Annotated in this window: 19 protein-coding genes and 1 riboswitch; of the genes, 6 read left to right on the forward strand and 13 right to left on the reverse strand. The window is 74.1% G+C overall.

What is annotated here, in order from left to right; translation table 11 throughout:
- A complete protein-coding gene (locus tag LG396_RS31930) occupies nt 1-789 on the reverse strand; it encodes an ABC transporter permease (RefSeq protein ID WP_225797422.1) in 789 nt (262 codons plus the stop codon).
- Nucleotides 786-1,736: an ABC transporter ATP-binding protein gene (locus tag LG396_RS31935; protein WP_225797423.1), complete on the reverse strand. Its 951-nt coding sequence runs from the start codon at nt 1,734-1,736 to the stop codon at nt 786-788. Before LG396_RS31935 ends, LG396_RS31930 begins: the two co-directional genes overlap by 4 nt.
- Nucleotides 1,737-1,800: 64 nt before the next feature.
- Nucleotides 1,801-2,033, forward strand: a riboswitch (cobalamin riboswitch).
- Nucleotides 2,034-2,216: 183 nt separating this feature from the next.
- Here LG396_RS31935 and metE point away from each other — a divergent pair.
- The 3 genes from metE to LG396_RS31950 all read left to right on the forward strand — a co-directional run bounded on the left by metE (nt 2,217) and on the right by LG396_RS31950 (nt 8,651).
- The gene (metE, locus tag LG396_RS31940) at nt 2,217-4,532 is read left to right on the forward strand and encodes a 5-methyltetrahydropteroyltriglutamate--homocysteine S-methyltransferase (protein WP_225797424.1); all 2,316 of its coding nucleotides are present in this window, start codon (nt 2,217-2,219) and stop codon (nt 4,530-4,532) included.
- A gap of 287 nt (nt 4,533-4,819) precedes the next feature.
- Nucleotides 4,820-5,026, forward strand: a complete 207-nt coding sequence (locus tag LG396_RS31945) for a hypothetical protein (RefSeq protein WP_037746174.1) — start codon at nt 4,820-4,822, stop codon at nt 5,024-5,026.
- 4 nt (nt 5,027-5,030) lie between these two features.
- A complete protein-coding gene (locus tag LG396_RS31950) occupies nt 5,031-8,651 on the forward strand; it encodes a SpoIIE family protein phosphatase (protein WP_225797425.1) in 3,621 nt (1,206 codons plus the stop codon).
- Nucleotides 8,652-8,687: 36 nt separating this feature from the next.
- Here the strand turns inward: LG396_RS31950 and LG396_RS31955 are convergent, their stop codons facing one another.
- Both LG396_RS31955 and soxR read right to left on the reverse strand, forming a co-directional pair.
- Entirely contained in the window at nt 8,688-10,001 is a 1,314-nt protein-coding gene (locus LG396_RS31955) for a PP2C family protein-serine/threonine phosphatase (RefSeq protein WP_225797426.1), read from the reverse strand.
- Nucleotides 10,002-10,121: 120 nt separating this feature from the next.
- Nucleotides 10,122-10,628 carry a redox-sensitive transcriptional activator SoxR gene (gene soxR, locus LG396_RS31960; RefSeq protein WP_037746172.1) on the reverse strand — a complete coding sequence of 169 codons (507 nt, stop codon included), beginning with the start codon at nt 10,626-10,628 and terminating at the stop codon, nt 10,122-10,124.
- Between the two features lie 55 nt (nt 10,629-10,683).
- Here soxR and LG396_RS31965 point away from each other — a divergent pair, with 55 nt between their 5' ends.
- Nucleotides 10,684-12,219 carry an MFS transporter gene (locus LG396_RS31965; protein ID WP_225797427.1) on the forward strand — a complete coding sequence of 512 codons (1,536 nt, stop codon included), beginning with the start codon at nt 10,684-10,686 and terminating at the stop codon, nt 12,217-12,219.
- A gap of 93 nt (nt 12,220-12,312) precedes the next feature.
- Nucleotides 12,313-12,852: an SRPBCC family protein gene (locus LG396_RS31970; protein WP_018838542.1), complete on the forward strand. Its 540-nt coding sequence runs from the start codon at nt 12,313-12,315 to the stop codon at nt 12,850-12,852.
- Here the strand turns inward: LG396_RS31970 and LG396_RS31975 are convergent.
- The 4 genes from LG396_RS31975 to LG396_RS31990 all read right to left on the reverse strand — a co-directional run bounded on the left by LG396_RS31975 (nt 12,836) and on the right by LG396_RS31990 (nt 16,516).
- A complete protein-coding gene (locus tag LG396_RS31975; RefSeq protein ID WP_225797428.1) occupies nt 12,836-14,026 on the reverse strand; it encodes an NAD(P)/FAD-dependent oxidoreductase in 1,191 nt (396 codons plus the stop codon). The two genes, LG396_RS31970 and LG396_RS31975, sit on opposite strands and share 17 nt — an antisense overlap.
- Before the next feature lie 75 nt (nt 14,027-14,101).
- Nucleotides 14,102-14,983: an RNA polymerase sigma factor SigJ gene (sigJ, locus tag LG396_RS31980; protein ID WP_225797429.1), complete on the reverse strand. Its 882-nt coding sequence runs from the start codon at nt 14,981-14,983 to the stop codon at nt 14,102-14,104.
- Nucleotides 14,984-15,090: 107 nt separating this feature from the next.
- Nucleotides 15,091-15,363 carry a hypothetical protein gene (locus LG396_RS31985; RefSeq protein WP_037746164.1) on the reverse strand — a complete coding sequence of 91 codons (273 nt, stop codon included), beginning with the start codon at nt 15,361-15,363 and terminating at the stop codon, nt 15,091-15,093.
- A gap of 247 nt (nt 15,364-15,610) precedes the next feature.
- Entirely contained in the window at nt 15,611-16,516 is a 906-nt protein-coding gene (locus tag LG396_RS31990) for an NAD(P)-dependent oxidoreductase (RefSeq protein WP_225797430.1), read from the reverse strand.
- 59 nt (nt 16,517-16,575) lie between these two features.
- Between LG396_RS31990 and LG396_RS31995 the strand changes: the two genes are divergently transcribed.
- Nucleotides 16,576-16,926, forward strand: coding sequence for a winged helix-turn-helix transcriptional regulator (locus LG396_RS31995; protein ID WP_037746160.1), 351 nt, complete (start codon nt 16,576-16,578; stop codon nt 16,924-16,926).
- Between the two features lie 161 nt (nt 16,927-17,087).
- Here the strand turns inward: LG396_RS31995 and LG396_RS32000 are convergent, their stop codons facing one another.
- The 5 genes from LG396_RS32000 to LG396_RS32020 form a co-directional block, all read right to left on the reverse strand.
- A complete protein-coding gene (locus tag LG396_RS32000) occupies nt 17,088-17,717 on the reverse strand; it encodes a hypothetical protein (protein WP_225797431.1) in 630 nt (209 codons plus the stop codon).
- Between the two features lie 108 nt (nt 17,718-17,825).
- The gene (locus LG396_RS32005) at nt 17,826-20,921 is read right to left on the reverse strand and encodes a helix-turn-helix transcriptional regulator (RefSeq protein ID WP_225797432.1); all 3,096 of its coding nucleotides are present in this window, start codon (nt 20,919-20,921) and stop codon (nt 17,826-17,828) included.
- A gap of 487 nt (nt 20,922-21,408) precedes the next feature.
- Nucleotides 21,409-21,846 carry an ATP-binding protein gene (locus LG396_RS32010; RefSeq protein WP_225797433.1) on the reverse strand — a complete coding sequence of 146 codons (438 nt, stop codon included), beginning with the start codon at nt 21,844-21,846 and terminating at the stop codon, nt 21,409-21,411.
- Nucleotides 21,847-21,927: 81 nt separating this feature from the next.
- Entirely contained in the window at nt 21,928-23,142 is a 1,215-nt protein-coding gene (locus tag LG396_RS32015; protein ID WP_225797467.1) for a helix-turn-helix domain-containing protein, read from the reverse strand.
- 105 nt (nt 23,143-23,247) lie between these two features.
- Complete coding sequence (locus LG396_RS32020) at nt 23,248-24,048, reverse strand: calcium-binding protein (protein ID WP_225797434.1); 801 nt, start codon at nt 24,046-24,048, stop codon at nt 23,248-23,250.
- Nucleotides 24,049-24,221 lie beyond the last annotated feature (173 nt).

Raw genomic sequence — 24,221 nt, forward strand, 5'->3', positions numbered from 1 at the left:
CTAGGCCGCCGCGCGGGTGCGGTAGAGGCGGCGCGACCAGAGGTGGCCGGCCGTGCCGAGGACCGCACACCAGCCCACCGCCCAGGCCGCGTCCGCGCCGTCCGGCGAGCCGGCGAGCAGCCCCCGGAGCAGGTCCATGACCGGTGTGAACGGCTGGTGCGCGGCGAACCACCGCAGCCCCGCCGGCATCGACTCGACCGGTACGAAGCCGCTGCCCACGAACGGCAGCAGCACGAAGACCATCGGCAGGTTGCTCGCCGTCTCCGGGTCCGGGCTGGCCAGCCCCAGCGCCACCGTGAACCACGTCAGCGCGTACGACAGCAGCGCCAGCAGCCCGAGCAGCGCGGCCCAGTCGGCCGCCGACGCGGCCGTGCGCAGCCCGAGCGCGAACGCCGCCGCGCCGACCGCCGCGAGCGCCAGCGCGGTCTGGATCATCGCGGCGAGCACGTGCCCGGTGAGGACCGAGGACTTCGCGAGGGGCATGGTGCGGAACCGGTCGATGATGCCGTCGGTCATGTCGTTGGCGACGAGCACGGCGGTGCCGATGGACACGCTCGCGACCGTCATCGTGAGGATCCCGGGGGCGATGTACGTGAGGTAGTCGCCGCGGTCGCCGCCGGGGAGCCCCGCGCCCATCGTGCCGCCGAAGACGTACGTGAACAGCAGCAGGAACAGCAGCGGCTGGCCCACGAGCATGATCGTCATGGAGGGGTAGCGGGCCATGTGCCGCAGGTTGCGGCGCAGCATGGTCGCGGAGTCGCGCAGGACGTACGTGCCGGGGGCGCTCATGCCCGTACCCCCTCGGCAGCGGCGGCGCCGCCGGTCAGGGCCAGGAACACGTCGTCCAGGTCCGGCGTGTGCACCGCGAGGCCGGTGACCGACCCGTCGTCGTCGAGCCCGGCGAGCAGCCGCCGCAGCGCGCCGACGCTGCCGTCGTACGGCACGGTGACGGCCGGCGCCGCCGGGTCCGCCACCGCGCCGGGCAGCCGCCGCGCCAGCTCCGCCGCCCGCGCGGCGTCGGCGGCGTGCAGTTCGACGTGGCCGCCGGTGACGCGGCGCTTCAGCTCGGCCGCGGTGCCCTCGGCGACGAGCCGGCCGCCGTCGAGCACCCCGATGCGGTCCGCGAGCCGGTCCGCCTCCTCCAGGTACTGGGTGGTGAGGAAGACGGTGGTCCCGTCGGCGACGAGTTCGCGCACGACGTCCCACAACTCCCGGCGGCTGCGCGGGTCGAGGCCGGTGGTCGGCTCGTCGAGGAAGATCAGCCGGGGCCCGGACACCAGCGTCATCGCCAGGTCGAGGCGGCGCTTCATGCCGCCGGAGTACGTCGCGGCGCGCCGGTCGGCGGCGTCGGCGAGGCCGAAGCGCGCGAGGAGCCGCGCGGTGACGGCGGTGGCGCGGGGACCCGCGAGGTGGCCGAGGTCGGCCATGAGGCGCAGGTTCTCGCGGCCTGTGAGCAGCCCGTCGACGGCGGAGAACTGGCCGGTGACGCCGATGGCCGCGCGCACCCGGCCGGGTGCGCGGCGGATGTCGTGGCCGCCGACGCGGGCGGTGCCGGCGTCGGCGGCGAGGAGGGTGGTCAGGATGCGGACGGTGGTGGTCTTGCCGGCGCCGTTGGGGCCGAGGAGGGCGTAGACGGTGCCTGCGGGCACGGTGAGGTCGACGCCGGCGACGACCTCGCGGGCGCCGTACGCCTTGCGCAGTCCGTACGCCTCGACGGCGGGGTTCTTCGTGGTCATGCGGCCATGCTCGGAGGTTGACCCTGCGTCGGGGTCAAGCCCGCGGCCCGCGGCGGTGTCGCCCTACACTGGCGGTGCAGCCGGTTCGCCCCGTCCGCCAGGCGGTGGCGTCGCAAGAGGGAACCCGGTGGGAATCCGGGACTGCCCCGCAGCGGTGAGCGGGAACGACCGCCGTCATACGCACTGGACCCGACGGGTCCGGGAAGCGACGGCCAGTAGGCGCCCGTGCGCGCGACGACACGTCCGCGTACGGACCTGCCCGCGAGTCCGAAGACCTGCCCGCTGCCCGTGCGCGGGCCTTCCGCGCGCGGCCATCCCGGTGACCTTCGAGGGCAGGGTCGGCGCACGTGACGTACAGGACCGGCATCAGGGCACCCGCCGCGGTACCGCGGGGACATGCCGGGCTGCCTGGCGCGCGTCTCCTCCCCCTCTCCTTCCGGCGCCGGGATCTCAGGGATCCATCTCGCGAAGGAGATCTCCGTGACAGCGAAGTCCGCAGCCGCGGCCCGGGCGACCGTGTACGGCTACCCCCGGCAGGGCCACCACCGGGAGCTGAAGAAGGCGGTCGAGGGCTACTGGAAGGGGCGCGTCACCGCTGAGGAGCTGCGCGCCACCGCCGCGCAACTGCGCCGCGCCAACTGGCGGGAGCTGGCAGAGGCCGGCGTCCACGAGGTGCCGACCGGCGACTTCTCGTACTACGACCACGTGCTCGACACCACCGTCATGGTCGGCGCGGTCCCCGACCGCCACCGCGCCGCCGTCGCCGCCGACGGCCTCGACGGCTACTTCGCCATGGCCCGCGGCACGCAGGACGCCGCCCCGCTGGAGATGACGAAGTGGTTCGACACCAACTACCACTACCTGGTGCCCGAGCTGGGCCCCGACACCGTCTTCACCGCCGACTCGGCAAAGCAGACCGCCGAGCTGACCGAGGCGCTGGCGGTCGGTGCCCCCGGCCCGCGGCCCGTGCTCCTCGGCCCCGTGACCTACCTGCTGCTCGCCAAGCCCGCGCCGGGCGCGCCCGCGGGCTTCGAACCGCTGACGCTGCTGGACCGGCTGCTGCCCGTCTACGCGGAGGTGCTGGCCGACCTGCGCGCGGCCGGCGCCGCGTGGGTGCAGCTCGACGAGCCGGCGCTCGTCCAGGACCGTACGCCCGCGGAACTCGCCGCCGCCGGACGCGCCTACCGGGAACTCGGCGGCCTCGCCGACCGTCCCGCGCTGCTCGTCGCCTCGTACTTCGGCCGCCTCGGCGACGCCCTGCCCGTGCTCGCCGGGGCGCCGGTCGAGGGCCTGGCGCTGGACTTCACCGGCGCCGGTGCGGCGAACCTCGACGCACTGGCCGCCGTCGGCGGGCTGCCCGGCAAGCGGCTCGTCGCCGGCGTCGTGGACGGCCGCAACGTGTGGGCCTGCGACCTGGAACGGGCGCTGGCCACCCTCGGCACCCTCCTCGGGCTCGCCGACCGCGTCGACATCGCCGCGTCCTGCTCGCTGCTGCACGTGCCGCTCGACACCGCCGCGGAGCGGGACATCGACCCCCGGCTGCGGCACTGGCTGGCGTTCGCCCGGCAGAAGACCGCCGAGGTCGCCGTGCTCGCCCGCGGCCTGGCCCGCGGCACCGGCGCCGTCGCCGCCGAACTCGCCGCCAACCGCGCCGCCCTGGCTGCCCGCGCCGCCTCCCCGGTCACCCGCGACCCGGCCGTCCGCGCCCGTACCGCCGCCGCGAGCGCCGCCGACGCCCGCCGCCCCGCGCCGTACGCCGAGCGCGCGGCCGCCCAGCGGGCCCGGCTGGAGCTGCCGCCGCTGCCGACGACGACCATCGGCTCCTTCCCGCAGACCGCGGAGCTGCGCGCCGCCCGCGCCGACCTGCGCGCCGGGCGCATGAGCACGGCCGGCTACGAGGAGCGGATCGCGGCGGAGATCCGCGAGGTGGTGGCGTACCAGGAGGAGGCCGGACTCGACGTGCTCGTGCACGGCGAGCCCGAACGCAACGACATGGTGCAGTACTTCGCCGAGCAGCTGACCGGCTGCCTGGCCACGCGGCACGGCTGGGTGCAGTCGTACGGCACCCGCTACGTCCGCCCGCCGATCCTGGCGGGCGACATCTCCCGCCCCGAGCCGATGACGGTGCGCTGGACGACGTACGCGCAGTCGCTGACGGACCGCCCGGTCAAGGGCATGCTCACGGGCCCCGTCACGATGCTGGCGTGGTCGTTCGTCCGCGACGACCAGCCGCGCGCCGAGACCGCCCGGCAGGTGGCGCTCGCGCTGCGCGACGAGGTCGCCGACCTGGAGGCCGCGGGCACGGCGGTGATCCAGGTCGACGAGCCGGCGCTGCGCGAGACGCTGCCGCTGCGCGCCGCGGACCGGCCGGCGTATCTGGCGTGGGCGACCGGGGCGTTCCGGCTGACGACGGGCGTCGCGCGCGCGGACACGCAGATCCACACGCACATGTGCTACGCGGAGTTCGGCGACATCGTCGCGGCGATCGACGACCTCGACGCGGACGTCATCAGCCTGGAGGCGGCGCGCTCCCACATGCAGGTGGCGTACGAACTGGCCGGTCACGGCTATCCGCGGGAGGCGGGGCCCGGCGTGTACGACATCCACTCGCCGCGGGTGCCGGACCCGGCGGAGACGGTGGCGCTGCTGCGCACCGGGCTGCGGGCGATCCCGGCGGAGCGGCTGTGGGTGAACCCGGACTGCGGGCTGAAGACGCGGGGCTGGGCGGAGACGCGGGCGTCGCTGGCGAGCCTGGTGGCGGCGGCGCGGGAGCTGCGGGGGGAGCTGCCGGGGTGACGTAGCGGCACCGCGTCGGGCGTCCTCCTCCCTCACCCGCCGGCGGGTTCCGGGTCTCCCGGGCCGGCCGGCGGGTGGGCAGGCGGCGCGGGCCCGGGACCCGTGTGGCCGAGGGCGGTTCCTTCCGGGGGAGCAGCAGTGGGTGTGTTGGTCTTCGATCATGCAGCGGGCTGCCGATAGCGTCTTGGGGCGGCGTCTGTGTGGCACTGCGGTGTCCGCTGCCGTGATGCGGCACGGGACACACCCGGGTGCGTGGCGAGGCGTGACATGGGGTTGTGGAGGCAGCCGTGGCGAGGTCACGGGACGACGAGCGGCTGGCCGGGCGCCTGGCGGCCGTGGGGGCGTTGGGGTTCGTGCTGGTCGTGCCACCGCTGCTGGCGCAGTTCGACCGCATGGACCGGGTCTTCGGCGTCCCGCTTCTCTGGGCGTACCTGTACCTGGTCTGGGCGATCGTGATCGGCCTGGTCGCCATCGTCGGCGCCCGATCAAAGTAGTGCCGTGCTCCGGGCCGAGATCATCGTCGCTGTTTCGGTGGCGTACCTCGGCCTGCTCTTCGTCGTGGCCTTCTACGCCGACCGGAGGGCGGCCGCCGGCCGGAGCCTGATCAACAACGCCACGGTCTACGCCCTGTCCCTCGCGGTGTACGAAACCGCATGGGCGCTCTACGGCAACGTGGGCGGGGCCGCCGCCACCGGCGTCGGCTTCCTGGGCCTCTACCTGGGGCCCGTGCTCATGCTCGCGCTCGGCTGGCCGGTGTTGCGCAGGATCATGCGGGTCAGCCGCCGCCATCGGGTCACTTCACTGGCCGATTTCGTCTCCGCCCGCTACGGCAAGAGTGCGGTGCTGGGCGGTCTGGTCACGATCATCGCCGTGGTGGGGATCGCTCCCTACATCTCGCTCCAGCTCAAAGCGGTCTCCGACACCTTCGAGATCATTCGCCGGTATCCCGAGATCACCGCCGCCTCGGAGATGGGCCAGGTTCCGCTGCTCCAGGACACCGGGCTGTACGCGGCGCTGCTGCTCGCCGCGTTCACCATCCTCTTCGGCACCCGCCACCTGGACACCGCCGAACGCCACGAGGGTCTGGTCGCCGCGGTCGCGTTCGAGTCCGTGGTCAAGCTCGCGGCGCTCCTCGCGGTCGGGGTCTTCGTGACCTTCTGGATGTTCCGGGGGTTCGACGACCTGTTCTCCCGGGCCGCGCAGGCCGACCTCACCCAACTGTTCACCCTGCACGGGCACACCAGCTACGGCACGTGGGTCTGGGTCATCGTGCTGTCCATGCTGTCGATCGTGCTGCTGCCCCGGCAGTGGCAGGTCACCTTCGTCGAGAACGTCGACGAGAAGCACCTCAAGCGCGCGATGTGGCTGTTCCCGCTGTACCTGCTCGCGAACACCTTCTTCGTGCTTCCGCTCGCGGCCGGTGGCCTCCTACGGCTCGGCGGGGCCACCGACGCCGACACCTATGTGCTGGCCCTCCCGATCGCCGAAGGCCAGCAGGCACTCGCGCTGTTCGTCTTCATCGGCGGCCTCAGCGCGGCCACCGCCATGATCGCCGTCGAGACCATCGCGCTCAGCACCATGGTGTCCAACTCGCTCGTGATGCCGCTGCTGCTGCGCAGCAGGTCCCGGCTGGCCCGTCGAGACGATCTCTCCGGCCTGGTCCTGGGCATCCGCCGGACCACCATCGTGCTGATCCTGCTGCTCGGCTACGCGTACTTCCGGCTCGCGGGCGAGGGGCGGGCACTGACGTCGTTCGGCCTGGTGTCGTTCGCGGCCGTGGCACAGTTCGCGCCCGCGATCCTCGGCGGCCTGTTCTGGAAGGGCGGCACCCGCCTCGGTGTGCTGGTGGGTCTGGTGGCGGGGTTCGTCATGTGGGCGTACACCCTGCTGCTGCCGAGCTTCGCCGAGTCCGGGCTGCTGCCCGCCTCGTTCCTGCGCGAGGGCCCGCTCGGCATCGAGCTGCTCCGGCCGCAGCGGTTGTTCGGCCTGTCGGGAATGGACCCGGTCAGCCATGCGATGTTCTGGAGCGCGCTGGTGAACATCGGCGGGTACGTCGCTGTCTCGCTCGCCGGCCGGCCGAACGTCGCCGAGCGGGCGCAGGCGGTGCAGTTCGTCGACATCCTCGCGGAGCCGGCCAGAGAGCGGCGCTGGCAGGCCCACGCCACGGTCGGCGCGCTGCAGACGATGCTGGAGCGCTTCCTCGGGCGGGAGGGCGCCGAGCGGGCGTTGCGCGCCTACCCGGGGACGAGGCCCGACTCACCGGAGGCCGAGGCGCCCCCGGAGCTGGTCCATCACGCGGAAGCCCAGCTGTCCGGCTCTGTCGGCGCGGCGTCCGCGCGGCTCGTGGTCGACGCGGTGGTCGGCCAGGAACCGGTCCGCACCGACGAGGTGATGGAGATGATCGGCGAGGCGTCGCAGCGGGTCGAGCTGGTCCGGCGACGGCTGGAGTTCCTCTACGACGCGACCAGCAGCATCGGAACCACCCTGGACGTGATCCGTACGGCCGAGGAGTTGACCCAGGCCGCCGTTCCGGGCTTCGCCGACTACGCCACCGTCGACCTGCCCGAGGCCGTGGTGCGCGGTGACGAACCGGGGATGAACGGCGGCGGCACCGGCGGCACCGGCCCGCGGATGCAGCGCACGGCCGTCAGCGGTATCCGTGACGAAACCCCCTTCTTCCCCATCGGCGACCTGATCACCTACACGCCGTCCTCGCCACCCGCTCGCAGCATCGAGACGGGGAGGGCGATCCTGGTGCCCCGGCTGCGCGACTCCCCGGGATGGCAGGAGGTGGACCGGGTACGGGCCTCGCACATCCTGGACCACGGAGTCCACTCGCTCATCACGGCGCCGCTGCGCGCCCGCGGTGTGCTGCTGGGTGTCGTCAACTTCTGGCGCTCGGAGAAGACCGAGCCCTTCGAACAGGACGATCTCTCCCTCGCGGCCGAACTGGCCGCCCACGCCGCCGTATCCCTCGACAACGCACGCCGCTACACCCGCGAGCACGGCATGGCGGTGGCCCTCCAGCGCAGCCTGCTGCCCCGCACCCTGCCCGAACAGCACGCCGTCGAAGTCGCCTACCGCTACCTCCCCGCGCAGGAAGGCGTCGGCGGCGACTGGTTCGACGTGATCCCCCTGTCCGGCGCCCGCGTCGCCCTGGTGATGGGCGACGTCGTCGGACACGGACTGCACGCCGCCGCCACGATGGGACGGCTGCGCACCGCCGTACACAGCTTCTCCTCCCTCGATCCGCCGCCCCACGAACTCCTCGGCCACCTCGACGAACTGGTCACCCGCACCGACCAGGAAGCCGTCGCCGCCGGCGGCGAGACCAGCATCACCGGCGTCACCTGCCTGTACGCCATCTACGACTCCGTGACCCACCGCTGCGCCATCGCCAGAGCCGGCCACCCCGCCCCCGCCCTCGCACGCCCCGACGGCACCGTGGAATTCCTGGACGTGCCCTCGGGCCTCCCCCTCGGCATCGGCGGGCTGCCCTTCGAATCCGTGGAACTGCACCTGCCGGAAGGCAGCAGGCTCGTCCTGTTCACCGACGGCCTCGTCGAACGCCGCGACCAGGACATCGACACCGGACTCCGCATTCTCCGCGAGACCCTCGCACGTGCCGAGCAGACCCCCGAGGAGACCTGCGACGCCGTACTCGACGCACTCCTGCCGCCCGTTCAGAGCGACGACATCGCACTGCTCGTCGCCCGGACACGCGTCCTGGGGAGCGAACAGGTCGCGCAGTGGGACATCGAATCCGATCCCGCAGCCGTCCGCCGCGTACGCGCCGCCGTCTCCACACTCCTCGCGGAATGGGAACTGGAGACCCTCCAGGACACCACCGAGCTGATCCTCAGCGAACTGATCACCAACGCCATGCGCCACGGCGTCGGGCCCATCAAGGTACGGCTGCTGCGCGACCACACGCTCACCTGCGAGGTCTACGACCGCAGCCTCACCTCACCGCACCTGCGCTACGCCGCCACCATGGACGAAGGCGGACGGGGCCTCTTCCTCGTCGCCCAGCTCACCGCACGCTGGGGCACCCGCTACACCAAGGACGGCAAGGTCATCTGGGCCGAACAGACCACACCGGAGGCACCCGGCGACTGACCGGCCCGCAGCGGTTGGAGCCCTTCCCGGATCAGGTCAGTCCGCCCGTGATGCCGTGTTCTCAGAACTGTCGGCCCCCGGGAGCCGCAGGGCGAGGAGGGCGACGTCGTCGGTGCTGTCGGGGGCGAGGCCCGTCAGGAGTTCGTCGCAGAAGGTGTCGGGGGTCTCGCGGGCGAGAGCCGCGGCGTGCTGGCGCAGACGGGTGAGGCTCTGGTCGAGGGTCTCGCCCCGGCGTTCGATGAGACCGTCGGTGTAGAGCAGGAGGGTGGAGCGGGCCGGCAGGGGTTCGATGGCGCTGGTGCGGGCCAGGTCGGTGGTGACGCCGAGGAGGTGGCTCCGGCCCCCTTCGAGGTAGCGGGCGTCGCCGTCATGGGTGATCAAAAGGGGCGGCGGATGGCCGGCGACGGCGTAGTGGATTTCCCAGGGACCGGTGTCAGGTCCTCGGAGGACGGCAAAGACGCAGCTCGCTGTGGTCCCGGGGTAGAGGGTGTGCTGGGCGACGTCCATCCGGTGCAGGATCTTCTCGGGGGGTTCCTGGCGGTCGCTGGCGATGCCGCGGAGCATGTTGCGAAGCTGACTCATGGTGACGGCGGCTTTGAGATCGTGGCCGGTGACGTCGCCGATGATCAGCGTGGTTTGGCCGGTGGGCAGCAGGAAGCTGTCGTACCAGTCCCCGCCGACCTCGGCGGTGGCCAGCGAGGGGGAGTAGCGGGCTGCCATGCGCAGGTCATCGACTTCGGGCAGCTCGGGCAGCAGCGAACGCTGGAGACGTTCGGCGACCCGCTGCCCCTGGCGGTAGAGGCGCGCGTTGTCGATGGCGAGACCGACGCGCTGGACCAGATCGCCGATCAGGGGCAGGTCGTGCTCGGTAAGCGGAGGGTGGTCTCCCGAGCGGCTGACGATGAGTGCGCCGATGACCTCCCGTCGGGCCCGCAGCGGGGCGATGACGGCACTGGTGGCGCCCGCGGCGAAGGAGACCTGCCGCGTCTGCGATTCCTCACGGTCGTCGTGGGCGAGGTCGGTTTCCGTCAGCAGCAGCGGGCCGGCGCCGCGCAGCACGCGGACCAGGGGATCGGCAGCCGGCCCCGGAGGGAGGGGTAGGAAAGCCTGTTCCTCGTGCGGCTGGAGGCCGCTTTCAGTACGGGAGACAGAGATACGCTCGATCCTGCCCTTGCCGGCCAGCAGATCGACGGCGCACCAGTCCCCCAGCCGACGGGCCACGATCCGGGTGACCCGCCGCAGGCCCTCGCCCACCTCCAGGGTCCCGGCCAGCGCCGAGTTGATGTCGGCCAGCACCGTCAGCCGGTCCAGCGCCTGCTGCAGGATCTCATCCACGTCGTAGTCGTCCACCTTGAGGCCATTCCCCGGTTGATCACCCCGACCGCCGCCGTGACCCGAATACCGTCGCCTGGCCCATCGACTCGCCCCGCAAGGGGGAGTCGCCGACGACACCGTGTGACTGACGCTCCGTCAGCCACTCCCCTGCTCGCCAGCCGGCGGGTTCCGCGTCTCCTGGGCCAGCCGGCGGGTGAGCAGGCGGCGCGGGCCGGGGCCCGTGTCGCCGAGGACGTCGTCGCGGTTGCGCAGCAGGCAGCGTTCCAGCGACAGGCAGCCGCAGCCGATGCAGTCGCTCAGCCGGTCCCGCAGCCGCACCATCTGGTCGATCCGGATGTCGAGTTCGTCGCGCCAGGCCGCCGACAGCCGGGCCCAGTCCTCCTGCGTCGGGGTGCGCTCGTCGGGGAGCGTCCGCAGCGCCTCGGCGATCGTGCGCAGCGGGATGCCCACCCGCTGCGCGGTGCGGATGAACGCGACGCGGCGGAGCGTGTCGCGGGTGAAGCGGCGCTGGTTGCCGGCGGTGCGGCGGCTGCGGATGAGGCCCTTGCCCTCGTAGAAGTGCAGCGCCGTGACGGCGACGCCGGAGCGCGCGGCGAGCTGGCCGACCGTGAGTTCCTTCGCGTCGAAGGGCGGCTTGTCCATGGCCGTCAGCCTAGCCCTTGACCTCGATTATGGTCGAGGTTTGAGACTGGCCGCCATGACCACTACCGGCACCCCGGAGCAGCAGCACGGACAGCGGCGGCGGTGGCTCGGGCTCGCCGTGCTCGCGCTGCCCGCGCTGCTCGCCTCCCTCGAACTGACCGTCACCAACCTCGCCCTGCCCGCCATCGGCCGCGACCTCTCCGCCGGCAGCACCCAACTGCTGTGGACCGTCGACATCTACGCGTTCCTCCTCGCCGGCTCCCTCGTCACCATGGGCGTCGTCGGCGACCGCATCGGCCGCCGCCGGCTGCTGCTGTACGGGGCCGCCGGCTACGGCGCCGCCTCGCTGCTCGCCGCGTACTCCGTGAACGCGGAGATGCTCATCGCCGCCCGCGCCCTCATGGGCGTCGCCGGCGCCACCCTCATGCCGTCGACGCTCGCGCTCGCGGCGGCGCTGTTCCCCGGGCCGCGGGAGCGGACGACGGCCATCGGCGTCATCGTCGCCAGCGTCTCCGGCGGCACGGCGATCGGGCCGCTGGTGGGCGGGTGGCTGCTGGAGCGGTTCTGGTGGGGCTCGGCGTTCCTGCTCGGTGTGCCCGTGATGGCGGTGCTGCTGGTGCTGCTGCCCGTGCTGCTGCCGGAGTCGCGCGGCCCGGCGGGGCGGCGGGTGGACGTGCTCAGCTCGCTGCTGTCGCTGGCCGCGGTGCTGCCGGTGGTGTACGGGCTGAAGCAGATCGCCGCCGAGGGCGCCGGCGCGGTGCCGGTCGCGGCGGTGGCGGCGGGGGTGCTGGTGGCGGTGGCGTTCGTCCGCCGGCAGCGGGCGCTCGCCGACCCGTTCGTGGACTTGCGCCTCTTCGCCGACCGTACGCTCGCCACGGCCGCGGCGACGCTGGCCGCCGGGATCTTCGTGCTGTGGGGCTCCAACTACGCGCTCGCGCTGTACCTCCAGCTCGTCGAGGGGCTGTCGCCGCTGGACGCGGGGCTGTGGACGGCGCCTTCGGCGCTCGGCGTGATCGCCGGCTCGATGCTGGCGCCGCGGCTGGCCCGCACCTACGAGCCCGCGCGGATCATCGCCGTCGGGCTCGGGCTCTCGGCCGTCGGGTACGGGGTGCTGACGCAGGCCGGCGGCGAGCACGCGCTGCCGGTGCTCGTCACCGGTGCGGTGATCGTGTCGGCGGGGCTGGGGCCGATGATGGCGCTGGCCACCGACATGGTCGTCGGCGCGGCCCCGCCGGAGCGGCAGGGCGCGGCGGCGGCGATCTCCTCCACGGCGCCGCAGTTGGGCGGTGCGCTGGGCATCGCGCTGCTGGGCAGCGTGATCACGGCGGTCTACCGGGACCGGACGGGCGGCGCCGCGCCCGAGGGCGTACCGGCCGGGGCGGCGGGGGCGTTCGAGGACGACCTGAGCGCGGCGGTCACGGCGGCGGAGCGGCTGCCGGGGCCGGTGGCGGACGAGCTGCTGGGCGCGGCGCGGGGGGCGTTCGAGTCGGGGTTCCAGGTGGCGGCGGGGGTGTGCGCGGCGCTGACGGTGGCGACGGCGGTGCTGGTGGCGCTGGTCGGCGTACGGGGAAAGCGGCACGTGAACCAATAGCCATTTGTTACGCTTTCGGCCCGCCACGCGCTGTCACACCGCGCGGAGCGCGCGACCCGGGGGCCGCATTTTCCACACCGTACGGAGGACACCGTGATCGCCGACGACCACGCAACCGATGCCCCCCGCGCCACCCCCGAGCCCACCGGAGTACTCCGGCCCACCGCCGAGGGCCACGACCTCGTGCTCACCCGCACGTTCGGCGCCCCCGCCGCCGACGTCTGGTCCTGGCTCACCGAACCCGAGCGCACCGTCCGCTGGTTCGGCCAGTGGGAGGGCGACGCCGCGCCCGGCCGCACGGTCCGGGTCCAGATGGCGTACGAGGACGGGGCGCCCTGGTCCGACCTGCGGGTCGACGTCTGCGAACCGCCGCGGCGGCTCGCCGTGTCCATGGTCGACGAGTCGGGCGACTGGCGCATGGAGGCGCTGCTCGCGGACGCCGAGGGCGGCGGGACGCGGCTGGAGCTGATCCACCACCTCACCACCATCGCGGGGGTCGGCGAGGTCGGCCCCGGCTGGGAGTACTACCTCGACCTGCTCGTCGCCGCGCGCGACGGCGCCGCGGACACCGCGGCGCCGTCGTTCGACGACTACTACCCGGCGCAGCGGGACTACTTCACCTCGCTGGCCTGACCGCGGCCGCGGCCGGCTCGTCGGCGCCCTGCCCGGATTCCCGCGGGTAGAAGGGCAGGTCGATGTGGACGCGGTCGGCCGCCGCCAGGATCGCGGCGGCGTCGTCCACCGGCGGGCGGATGTACCCGTTGATCTGCTCCTTCACGAACCCGCCGTCCGCCCCCGTCGCCATCACCTTGCGGTCCCAGCCCCGGGTGAACACCCCGCCCGCGCCGCCGAGATACAGGCAGGTGACGTACGGGGCGGGGGTGAACGGCCGCAGCGGTACGCCCAGCAGGTCCGCCGCCGCGTTGTACCCCGCGACCTTGCCCAGCGGCGTCGCGTGCTGGCACGCCTGCATGACGGTGTGCTCCGGGTCGTACCGCGCGGCGGCCGTGTCGCCGGCCGCGAACACCTCCGGCCGCGCCCGCAGCCACTCGTCCACCGGCACCCGGCCGAGGTGGTCGAGGTCGCCGGGGTCGGCCACGAGCTGCCGCGTCAGCCCCTCGGCCCGGATCCCGATCGACCACACCACGGCGTCCGCGTCGACGCGTTCGCCGCCGGAGAGCACCGCGTACCCGTCGCCGACCTCCGTCACCGTCGTGCCGAGCCGCCGCTCGACGCCCAGTTCGTCCAGCGCCGCCTCGATCGCGGCCCGCGGCCCCGGGCCGAGCGGCGCGCCGACCACCTCCGCGGTGTCCACCAGCAGCACCCGGCCGCGGCCCGCCAGCTCCGCCGCCGCCTCCAGGCCGACGAACCCGGCGCCGACGACCACGGCGGCGTAGCCGTCCCGGCCGCGCAGGTGGCCGGTGAGGCGGCGGGCCCCGTCGAGGGTGTCGATGTCGAAGAGGCGCTCGGCGCCGGGCAGGTCCGCGGGCGGCACGAGCCGGCTGCCGGACGCCAGCACCAGCCGGTCGTAGCCGATCTCCGCCCCGTCCGCCACGACCACGCGGCGCTCGGCGTCGATGGCGCCGACCGTCGCCCGTACGTGCCCGACGCCGATCGGGCCCAGGATCCGGTCCAGCGCCACCGTCGCGCGGTCCGGCTCCGGCTCGTACAGCCGCGGGCGCAGCACCAGGCGGTCGTTCGGCGCGATGAGCGTGATGCGCAGGTCCGCGTCCCCGCGCGCGAGCGCGGCGCCCGCCGCGCTCCATACGCCGGCGAAGCCCCCGCCGATGATCACGACATGGTTCATCGTGTGGTCCTTCCTCAGCTTGCTCGGTACGGACCCTCTCGGGGCGAGGATCCGCAGGGAGACAAGACGGGGGCGTCAGATGTGACCGAGGGCGGCGAGGGGGCCGAGCTTGTCGGGGTTGGCGAGCCGGCGGACCGCGGTCAGGCGGCCGTCCGCGACGTCCACGGTGTCCAGCCAGACGGGCACGCCGCCGCGGTACGCGGCGAGCGCGGGCTGCCCGCCCACCTCGACGAGGCGGACGGTGTCGGGGCGGGCGTTGCGTACCGAACGGACCGCGAGCACCGCGATCGTCTCCGGCCCGCGCACCGGCCGGCGGGCCGCGACCGCCTTGCCGCCGCCGTCGCCGACGTACACGGCGTCGGGGTGCAGCAACTCGACCAGCCCGGCGATGTCCCCGGCCTCGGCGGCGGCCTTGAACGCCCTGAGCACCCGCTCGGTCTCCGCCCGGGAGGCCCGCGGCCGCTCCCCGTCCGCCCGCACCCGGGTGCGCGCCCGGGAGGCGAGCTTGCGGGCGGCGGCGGGGGTGGCGCCCAGCACGTCGGCGACGCCGGCGAAGGGGAAGTCGAAGACGTCGTGCAGCACGAACGCGACCCGCTCGGCGGGCGTCAGCCGCTCCATCAGCACGAGCATCGCGGTGCCGACCGACTCGTCCACGAGCACCGGCGCGGCGGCGTCCGGCCCGGTCGGCAGCGGCTCGGGCAGCCAGGGGCCGACGTAGGTCTCGCGCCGGACGCGGGCGGACTTCAGCACGTTGTACGAGGTCCGCGCGGCAACCGTCACCAGCCAGGCGCGCAGGTCCCGGACGCCGGACAGGTCGGCGGCGGCGGCGCGCAGCCAGACGTCCTGCGTCACGTCCTCGGCCTCCGCGACGCTGCCGAGGATGCGGTACGCGGCGCCGAAGACGGCGGGGCGGTGCGCGGCCCAGTCCGTCTCGCCGAGCGCACGGGTGGGCTCCACGGGGGCACGGCCTCCTCACACCTGCGACGGAACTGCAGTGTAAACAGGCAGGTGGAGGGGGGTGGCGTGCAGGTACGGGCGGCCGGGCCGGCCCCCGGCGGGTCCCGTCAGTCCTCCGACTGCCGTTCCGGCAGCGGCTGGTGGCCCGCGGGGCCCGGCTCCCGGCCCTCCGGCGGGTAGTCGCAGTCGAGGCCGGAGACCTCGTAGTCGTCGCCCTCGTTCTGCTCCTGGTCGACGACCACCGCCGCGGTGCACGCACGGCCGTGCTCGTCGGTGAACGTCACCACCTCGCTGTAGTCGGTCGGCTGGCCGCAGCCCGCGAGCACCAGCACCGCCGCGGCCGCCGCCAGACCCGCGCCGATCCCCCACCGTCGCCTCATGGCTCCCCCTTCGTCGCGCCCGCTCTCCGCTGTGCGGGCGGGTCGACGGTGGAATGCCCGTCCGGTCGCGGTCTCACGCGCAGGGGGCGCGGGGAAGGCCGGAAGTTGGCCGGCCGGACGCGGCCAGGACGCCCCCCGTTGGCCCGCCCGTCGCCCCCGGCCCGCCCGTCGGCCCCCGCCCCGGCCGTCGCCCTCGCCGCCGCCCGTAGCCCCCGGCCCGCCCCCGGCCGGGCCTCGATACGGCCCGTCAGCCCCGCTCGGGTTCCGCCGCCGCCAGCCCGCCGGCGATCAGCTCCGTGACGCGGACGAACCCGTCGGTCCCGTACCCCAGCCCGATGACCCGCTGCGCCTGCCCCGCCGCCGCCCGCATCACCCCGGCGTCGACGCCGTGGCTCTCGGAGGTGGCGATGATGTGCTTCATCGACGACGCGGACGACGTGATCGGGTTGCTCGTACCGGAGTAGTCCCCCTCGGCAACCGCCTGCGACATCTCCTCGATGGCCTCCGGCAGGATCGCGCCGATGCCCTTCGCGAACGGTGCCAGCTCGCCCGGGGTGACCCCCTCGGCCCGGGCCACGGCCAGGGCGTGGGCGCAGCCGGCCATCGTGGTCCAGAAGATGTCGAGCAGCGCCACGTCGTACGCGGCGGCCCGGCCGTGGTCCTCGCCGAGGTGGGTGTGGGCGCCGCCCAGCGCGGAGAGCACCGACTGCTGCTCGTCGTAGAGGTCCTTCGGGCCGCTGTAGATGAACACCCCGTCCGGCGTGCCGATGGTGGTGACCGGGGTCATGATCGAGCCGTCCAGGTAGCGCACCCCGTGGTCCGCCGCCCAGGCGGCGGCGTCGCGGGCCCGCGTGGGGGTGTCGGCGCTCAGGTTCGCGACCGTACGTCCCTTGAGCGCTTCGGCGACGCCCGGGCGCCGCAGCACCGCGTCGGCGGCGTCGTAGTCGACGACGCATACGACGGTCAGCTCGCTCGCGGCCACCGCCTCCGCGGCCGACGCCGCGCGCAGCGCGCCCCGCCCGACCAGCTCGGTGTCCCGGCCCGGGGTCCGGTTCCAGACCGTGGTGCGTACCCCCGCGGCGACGAAGGCCCCGGCCAGGGCCCGTCCCATCGGGCCCAGACCGAGGACCGTGACAGCAAGGTTTGCGGACATGACTAACCTCCATAAGTGAAGACAGTGGAAAAGAGACACGTGGTGACCATGGGGGTGCCATGACGCGCAAGCTCGCTCAGAACACGAACGTCTGCGGGGTGACCGCCGCGATCGCCGTCATCGACGGCAAGTGGAAGACGGCTCTGCTCTGGCTGCTGGAGACCGGCCCCCGGCGCCCCGGGGAACTCCTCCGCCTGCTGCCCGGCCTCAGCGAGAAGGTGCTGACGCAGGCGCTGCGCGAGATGGAGGGCGACGGCCTGGTGCACCGCGAGGTGCACGAAGGGCTGCCGTTGAAGACGGTCTACTCCCTCACCGACTTCGGCCGCGACCTCTCCGTGGCGCTGACCCCGCTCTCCGACTGGGGCCACCGCCGTCTGGACAACCTCACCGGAGCCTCCCCGGCTCCCTGACCACCTCCGTGCTCCGCCTCTGCCTCCAGCCTCGCCGCTGGGTGGCGGCGTGCCAAGTACCCACAAAAAGGTGGGTACGGCCGGACGGCGGCGGGGAGGTCCCCGCGGTCTGCCGCGGGGGCGCCGGCCGTCCTGGCGCCCCCGCGGGACCGGGGGGTGCGTCAGTCGATGCGGACCGGGCCCTGCTTGGCGCCCTGACCCGCGAAGTTGCATATCGACGGAGCCATCACGTGCGCCGCGCTGGACCAGCCTGCGCACTGGTAGCTGGAGTGGCCGTACCAGTCGTGGCCGAACTCGTGCGCCGCGAGCAGCGCGTCGTCGTTCACGCCGCCCAGGAACAGCGCGATGCGCTGGCCCTGACCCCAATTGCAGCCGACGATGTTGCCGCCGCCACCGCAGTCGGTGATGTAGCTGTTGCGGCACTCCACGGGGGTGTCGCTGCCGCTGGTCTGGTTCAGGTTCGCCCAGGCCGCGGCGCCCTGGCCGATGACGCCGGCGGCGCCGCTGCAGGACGAGGTGAGGTGGTAGGCGCGGTCGGTCGGGACCGGCCAGGCCTGGGCGCCGAAGTCGCCGCCCTTCGGGCTCTGGGCCGCCAGCGCCTCGAACTCCTCGGCGGTGATGCCGTGCCCCTCGCCCAGCTTGCCGGTCGCGTGGTCGGCGTGGTCGTGCGCCTCGACGGCGGCGGTACGGGCCTCGGGCGCGGGCGCCGCCTGCGCGCCCGGGCCGACGACCGCGGCGGCCATGGCCGCGACGCCTACGAGTACGGATCTCAGGAGTACCTTGCTCCGCATGGAGTGCTCCTCGGTTGGTGGGGGATGGGGCGGCACGCCGCCCGTTCTCACAGATCGCATGTCTGCGGACCGAGAACAATCCGGGAAACGGTAGGTAGGGACCACGTATTAATTGCCCGCGTGCTGCTCCCCCGCCCCGCCCGCCGCCCGGGCCACCTCCGCCACCCCGGTCGCGTCCGCCACCTCCGCCCGCGAGCCGACGTGCAGCTTCCGCAGCAGCTTCGCCACGTGCTGCTCGACGGTGCGCGGGGACAGGTACAGCACGTCGGCGATCTGCCGGTTGGTGTGGCCGAGTGCCACAAGCCGGGCGACCTCGCGTTCGCGCGGGGACAGTTGGTCGCCGTAGCCGCGGCGGCCGCGGCGGGAGGGGAGGGGGACGTTGTTGCCGCGGAGGACGCGACGGCAGCGGGCGGCGTCGCGGACGGCGCCGAGGTCGGCGAACTGCTGGGCGAGGGCGGCGAGTTCACGGGCGGGGTCGGGGTCGGGGGTGACGGGGCCGGAGGTGACGGGGCCGCCGGCAGCATCAGGGCCGGCGGCAACCGGACCGGCGGACGTGACGGGCCCCGCGGCGGTGACGGCACCGGTCGTCGGGACGGACCCGGCTGGAACGCCGTCCGCCGGCAGGCGGCAGCGGGCCGCCGCCTCGCCCGCCCGGGCCGCGGAGTACGGCTGCGGCAGCGCCCCGTACGCCCGTTGCGCCGCCGCGAAGAACCCCGCCGCCTCCGCCGGCCGCCCCCGCCCCGCCGCCACGATCCCCCGGCACGCCTCCAGCGCCGCCGCCGCCAGCGGCGCGTCCCGGCCCGCGATGCCCGCCGCCAGCTCCGCCGTGACCTCCGCCGCCGCCCGCAGCTCCCCGCCCCGTACGAGGGCCGCGACCGCCGGCGGCGCCAGGTCGCCCGCCCACGGCCAGATGTCCTTGTGCCGGATCCGCGCGAGGCCCCGCTCCGCCTCCGCCCGCGCCCGTTCCGGCTCGCCGCGGGCCGCGAGCAGCCGGGTCATGGCGCCGGCGGCGGTGGCGAGCACCGGGGCGGGCGCGTTGCGCGGGTCGGCGAGCCCGGCCGCGGCCAGTTCGGCCGCCGCCTCGTCCCACTCGCCGACCGCCGACGCCAGCAGCCCCAGCACCAGGTGCGCGTCGGCGGCGATGCTGGAGACGCCGTGCACGGCGTCGAGGGTGCGCCGGCACCGTTCCGCGAGGCCCCGCCAGCGGCCCGCGTACCACTCCAGGCGCAGCGCCGTGCCCTCCACGATGCCCTCCAGGAACGCCGCCCCGCACTCCGCCGCCAGCCGGCGCCCCTCGCCGCGGTAGCGCTGCGCCGCCTGGTAGTGGCCGAGGCAGGTGGCGGCGTCGGCGAAGTTGCCGCAGGCGCGGGCGACCTGGCGCCGGTGGGTGCCGGGCCCCGGGCCGCCGATGAGGCGTTCGGCCTCGTCCCACACCGCCGGATCGCCGAGGCTCATGCGCAGGGCCAGGTGGTTGCCGCGTACGGCGGTGCGGACCGCGGGGTCGGACTCGTGCGCCACCAGCGCCTCCGCCCGTACGATCCACGTCTCGTAGACCTGCCGCGGGTGGTCGCCCCAACTGGGCATGGCGAGCGCCGCCATGCCGCGGGCGGCGAGCGCGGGGCGGCCGTGCAGCTCCGCGACGGCGACCTCGGTGTGGGTGCGGCCCTCCTCGTAGCGGCCGGCCTGGTTGTACAGGAGGAGGCCGAGGTTGAGCCGGATCTCGCCGCGTACGCCGTCGGGTATGTGGCCGTCGCGGACGATGTCGTGCAGCAGCACGGTGGCCCGGTGGTGGGTGAGGCCGACGACGGCGTCGCGGCTGAGGTCGACGGCGATACGGGCGCACTCGGGCCGCCCGAGCCGCCCGTCGGCCAGCAGCTCCTCCAACACCCCCACGGCGAGCGCCAGGTCGCCGACCTCGCGCGCGGAGCCGGCGGCGGCCTCGGCGTAGCGCTGCCACTGGGCCAGCTCGCCGCCGTGGTGGGCGTGGTAGGCGAGCTGGATGAGGGGCTGCGGGTCCTCGGCGGCGAGGGCGCGCATGGCCTGCCGGTGGAGGCGGTGCCGGTCGGGGCCGAGGAGGCCGGCGTAGACGGCCTGCTGGGCGAGCGCGTGGCGGAAGCCGTAGCGGTCCTCGCCCCACTCGTGCAGCACCCCGGCGCGCAGCGCCTCGCGGACGGCCGCGGAGTCCGCGGGCGCGGCGGGCTGCCCGGGGGTGCCGCGTACGACGGCGGCGATCAGCGCCTCACCGGCGGGTACGCGCAGGACGGAGGCGGCGCGTACGGCGTCGGCGGCGGCGGGGGAGAGCACGCTCATGCGGTCGGCGACGGCCTCCTGGAGGCGGGTGGGCACGGGCATGCGGGCGAACGCGCCGTGCTCGGCGGCGGGGAGGGCGCGGACGACCTCCTCGACGACGAAGGGGATGCCGGCGGTGCGGCGGTGCAGCTCGTCGAGGAAGGCGGGCGAGGCATCGGGGGCACCCGAGGCGTCGGGGGCACTCGGGACGCCCGGGGGCCACGGGGGATCGGCGGACACCCCGGTCAGGGCGGTGAACATGCCGCGTACGCCGTGGACGTCCAGGGGCCGCAGGGGGATGACGACGGCGGTGGTGCCGGGCGGCTGCCGGTACGCGCGGCCCAGCGGCAGCCCGCTGCCGGGGAGGTCCTCGCGGCGGTAACTGAGCACGGCGGACAGCCCGTCGGGCGGATCGTCGACGAGGAAGCGCAGCAGGTCGCGGGTGCCGTCGTCGGTCCAGTGCAGGTCCTCGACCACCATGACGGTCTCGCCCGCGGCGTCGAGGAGGGCCCGTACGGCGCGGAACAGCCGGTGCCGCCCGGCGCGCAGGTCGCTGAGCAGCTCGGGCGCGGGCGGCAGCCGGTCGGCCAACTCCGGCAGATACGCCCGCAGGGCACCGCACACCGGGCTCAGCGCGGTGGGCAGCCCGCCGGCGAGATGCCGCAGCAGATCGAACACGGGCCCGTACGGAAACGGCTCCCGCAGCGGCCGGCACCCCCCGACCAGCACCCGCCGCCCCCGCACGGCGGGATCCCGCAGCGCCTCCCGGATCAGCCGCGTCTTCCCGATCCCGGCCTCGCCCTCGACCATCGCCACCGAGGGCGACCGCGTGAGGGCATCCACGAGCGCGCCCAACTCCCGCGCCCGCCCGATCAGCACGGGTGCTTCCGCGGGGCGCGGAACGGTCACGGTCATGAGCGCCTCCGGCCGGTGGGGTCCAGCGACACGCCGTTGCGGGGGTGTGCGGGGGCGCGTCGCGGCGGCGACAGCGTGAAGGTAAGCCTCAGTCCGCACCCCCGGCAAGACCGGCCCGTCACATCCTGCGGCTCCCGGCTGTCATAGAGGAGACGGCAACTTCACGCGCGACCGAGGGGGGACGCGGTGCGGCATCCGGAACGCTCCGGCACGCGATCCGGCGACCGCCGGCACCCCCGCACCGGGAAGAACGTGGGTGGCGTGAGCCCACCGCCGGGGCCCACGCCACCCACACCGCCCGACCCCCCGATCCCCCACGGCCCTGAGGGCCCCCAAGAACCGAGTGGCGCGGCACCTTCCCCCGGGGTGTCGTGCCACTCTCCTTCGCACGGGTCCCGCCCCGGCTCAGCCGAGGCGATCCCCACGGCGAGAAGCACGAGGACGCCGACGAGTGCGGCCACGTGGAGCACCTCGGCGAGACGCCCGCTCACGAGCCGCCCCCGCGGACCTCGACGTCCGCCCACACCCGCTTCCCCCACGGCATCGGCTCGACACCCCACGCGGCGGAGCACCCGGCGACCGCGACCAGCCCCCGCCCCGACTCGTCGCCCACGCCCGCCTGGACGAGCCGCGACATGCTCCGCGAGCGGTCGACCACCGCGACCCGGACGCGGCGGGGCCCGACCTGGGACACCCTGACGTGCACGGCATCCAGCCGCGCGTGCCGCACCGCGTTCGTCACCAACTCGCTGATGACGAGACACACGTCCGCGTTCCCGGCTTCCAGCGACCAGTCGCGGAGCGAGGTGGTGACGAGCCTGCGCGCCCTGGCCACCGAAGCCTCGGTACGCGGGAGGGTCACGCTGTAGGCCGGTGGATCCCCGGCGGTCGATTCGGGTGTCCTGCTCTCACGCGCTTCTTGCATGCGGCACAAGCTAGAGGTGGCGAAGAGTGACCGGACAGGGACGTTCTGTGCCATTCTCCGGGTCGGGTGGGACGCCGTGTCCTACCTGTCCACGTAGAGCCGGTCCGCCAGTTCGGTGATGGGGGCCGTGCGGCGAGGTTCGCGGGTGCGGATGTCGGTGACGAGTTGGCGGGTCGTGCCGTGGTACCGCATCCACTCCGGTGCGTCCCGTTCGGCGGCCAGCAGGGCGGCGGTCGCGCGGGCGTCCTGGGAGAGGTTCGCGTAGGCGAGGGCGCGGTCCACGTGGAAACGGGCGCGCCACGTGGGGGGCAGGGAGCGTACGCCCGGGATCGTGCGGGACGCGGTGACGGCCTCGTGGCTCTTGTCCATCTCCACGAGGAAGTTGACCTTCGCCACCCCCGCGTTCGTCGGCCCGAAGGGGGTCGCGTAGTCGAGCCGGTCCTCGCCGATGCGCGCGGCGGCGGCCGAGGCCGTGCGCAGGAGGTCCTCCACCCGGTCGTAGTGGTGTTCGCCCTGGCGGGCGGCGGCCGTGGCCGCGCGGAGCAGCAGGACCCCCCACAGCGACAGCTCCACGGGCCGCGACCGGAAGCCCGGGTCGATCGCGTCGGCCTGGGCGAGGGCGACGTGTTCTGCGTCCTCCAGCCGGCCCTGCCGGGTGAGGATCCACGCCAGCGTCGAGGCGCCGACGGCCTCCAGGTGCGGGTCGTCGGAGCGGCGGGCCGCGGCCGTCGCCCGTTCCATCGCGGTGAACGCGGCGTCCTCCTTGCCGAGGGCGGCCAGCGTGGTCGCCGCGACCTGGTACGCCTCGGCGAGCACCGCGCAGGCGGCGGACCCGGCGGCACCGTGGTGTACGTCCACCGCGGCGCGGGCGTCGCGGATCAACTGCGGGAGGAGCGTGCCGATCTCGCCGATGCGGCCTTCCCTGCGGATGCGTTCTGTGGACCGCAGGGCGGCCCGCAGGGCGCTCACCGTGGGCGGGTCCTCGGGCTGCGGATCCTCGCCGAGCAGATCCGACACCGGAGCCACCGCCTGCCGCAGGGCGAGCACCGAGGGCGCGTCGCCCTCGGTGTGCGCTTCGAAGGTGGTGGGCTGGCCGATGAGCGCCGAGGTCTCGACGTCGAGTGCGCGCGCCAGCTTGTTGAGCGTGGACAGCCGGGCGGAGTGGCGGCGGTTCTGCTCCAGCTTCCGCACGGTGCCGACCGACACGTCGGCCCGCTCCGCGAGGCCTTCCTGCGTCAACTCCCGCCGCGCACGCAGCCGCCCGACCCGGTCACCGATGGTCTCGCCGTACCCCATGGACACCTCCGCGAAGCGGATCCCCACCACCCACGCTACCCGCCAGCGAACGGGCCACGAGCGCACTCGCCCTCCGCGGAGGCGGCCTTCGGGCCGTAGCCGGGGTCACCTCACGTCGACGTAGTCGCCCTTGGCGGTTTCCGCCGCGGTGGTGTACGTACCGGCGAAGGAGTAGCGGTAGTAGCCGTCCGCCGTGGCCTTCGTCGTCGTCTTCAGGTTGCCCCTGCTGTCCGTCCTGACGGTCTTGAGGGTCTTGTAAGTGCCGGTTCCCTTCTTCCTGTACTGGAGCTTCACCGGCTGGTTGGTGTAGCCGCCGTACTTGAAGGTCTTCCAGTTGGCGCGGGTCAGGGCGCCCGTGACGGTGATGGCCTTGTTCTTCTTCACCGGCTCCGGCGAGGCGTTGACCTTCAGCTTGGAGTTGCGCAGGACCTTCGCCTTCGCGGCGGCGTCCTTGTCGATGTAGTCCCCGTCGTTGGCCTCGGAGTGCGCGCTGACCTTCCAGGTTCCGGCCGTGGTGTTGTCCCCGGGGTCGACGCGCGGATCCATTTCGAGCTTGTAGGTGCAGGTGGTCGTGGTGAAGCTCTCGTTCACGCACTTGCCGGCGATGTCGTCGGGCATCACCAAGCCGTAGTACTCGTAGAGGCCGTCGTCCCTGTGGATGATTCTGTTCCACATCGTCGGAAAGGTGTCTCCGACCTCGATGCCCGAGTCGTCCACGGCGGTCACCGAGATGGTGAATTTCTTCACCTCCCTGGTCCCCAGGACGATGTTCTTCCCTCCGTTGGCGACCACTTCAGTGATCTGGATGTCGCCGTCGGACGCGTCCGCCCGGGCGGTCGCCGGGATCGTGAACGCGGACAGGGCTACGGCCGCGGCGAGGCCCGCCACGGCGGTGCGGTGATGCATGAAGGCGCTTCCTCCACGGTTCAACGCCCCGGGATCGCCCCGGGGCGGAGCTGAGTGCCGACCCCGTACACGGGCGGCACCGACAAGACCCACACCGCACGGAAATGGTTGCCCTGCGATCACACTGGCGCGCCGGGCGATGAGTTTCGGGGCTGGGCGGGGTCAGATCCTTC

Origin of the sequence: Streptomyces aculeolatus (genome assembly GCF_020400605.1) — a bacterium.
GTDB lineage: Bacteria > Actinomycetota > Actinomycetes > Streptomycetales > Streptomycetaceae > Streptomyces > Streptomyces aculeolatus.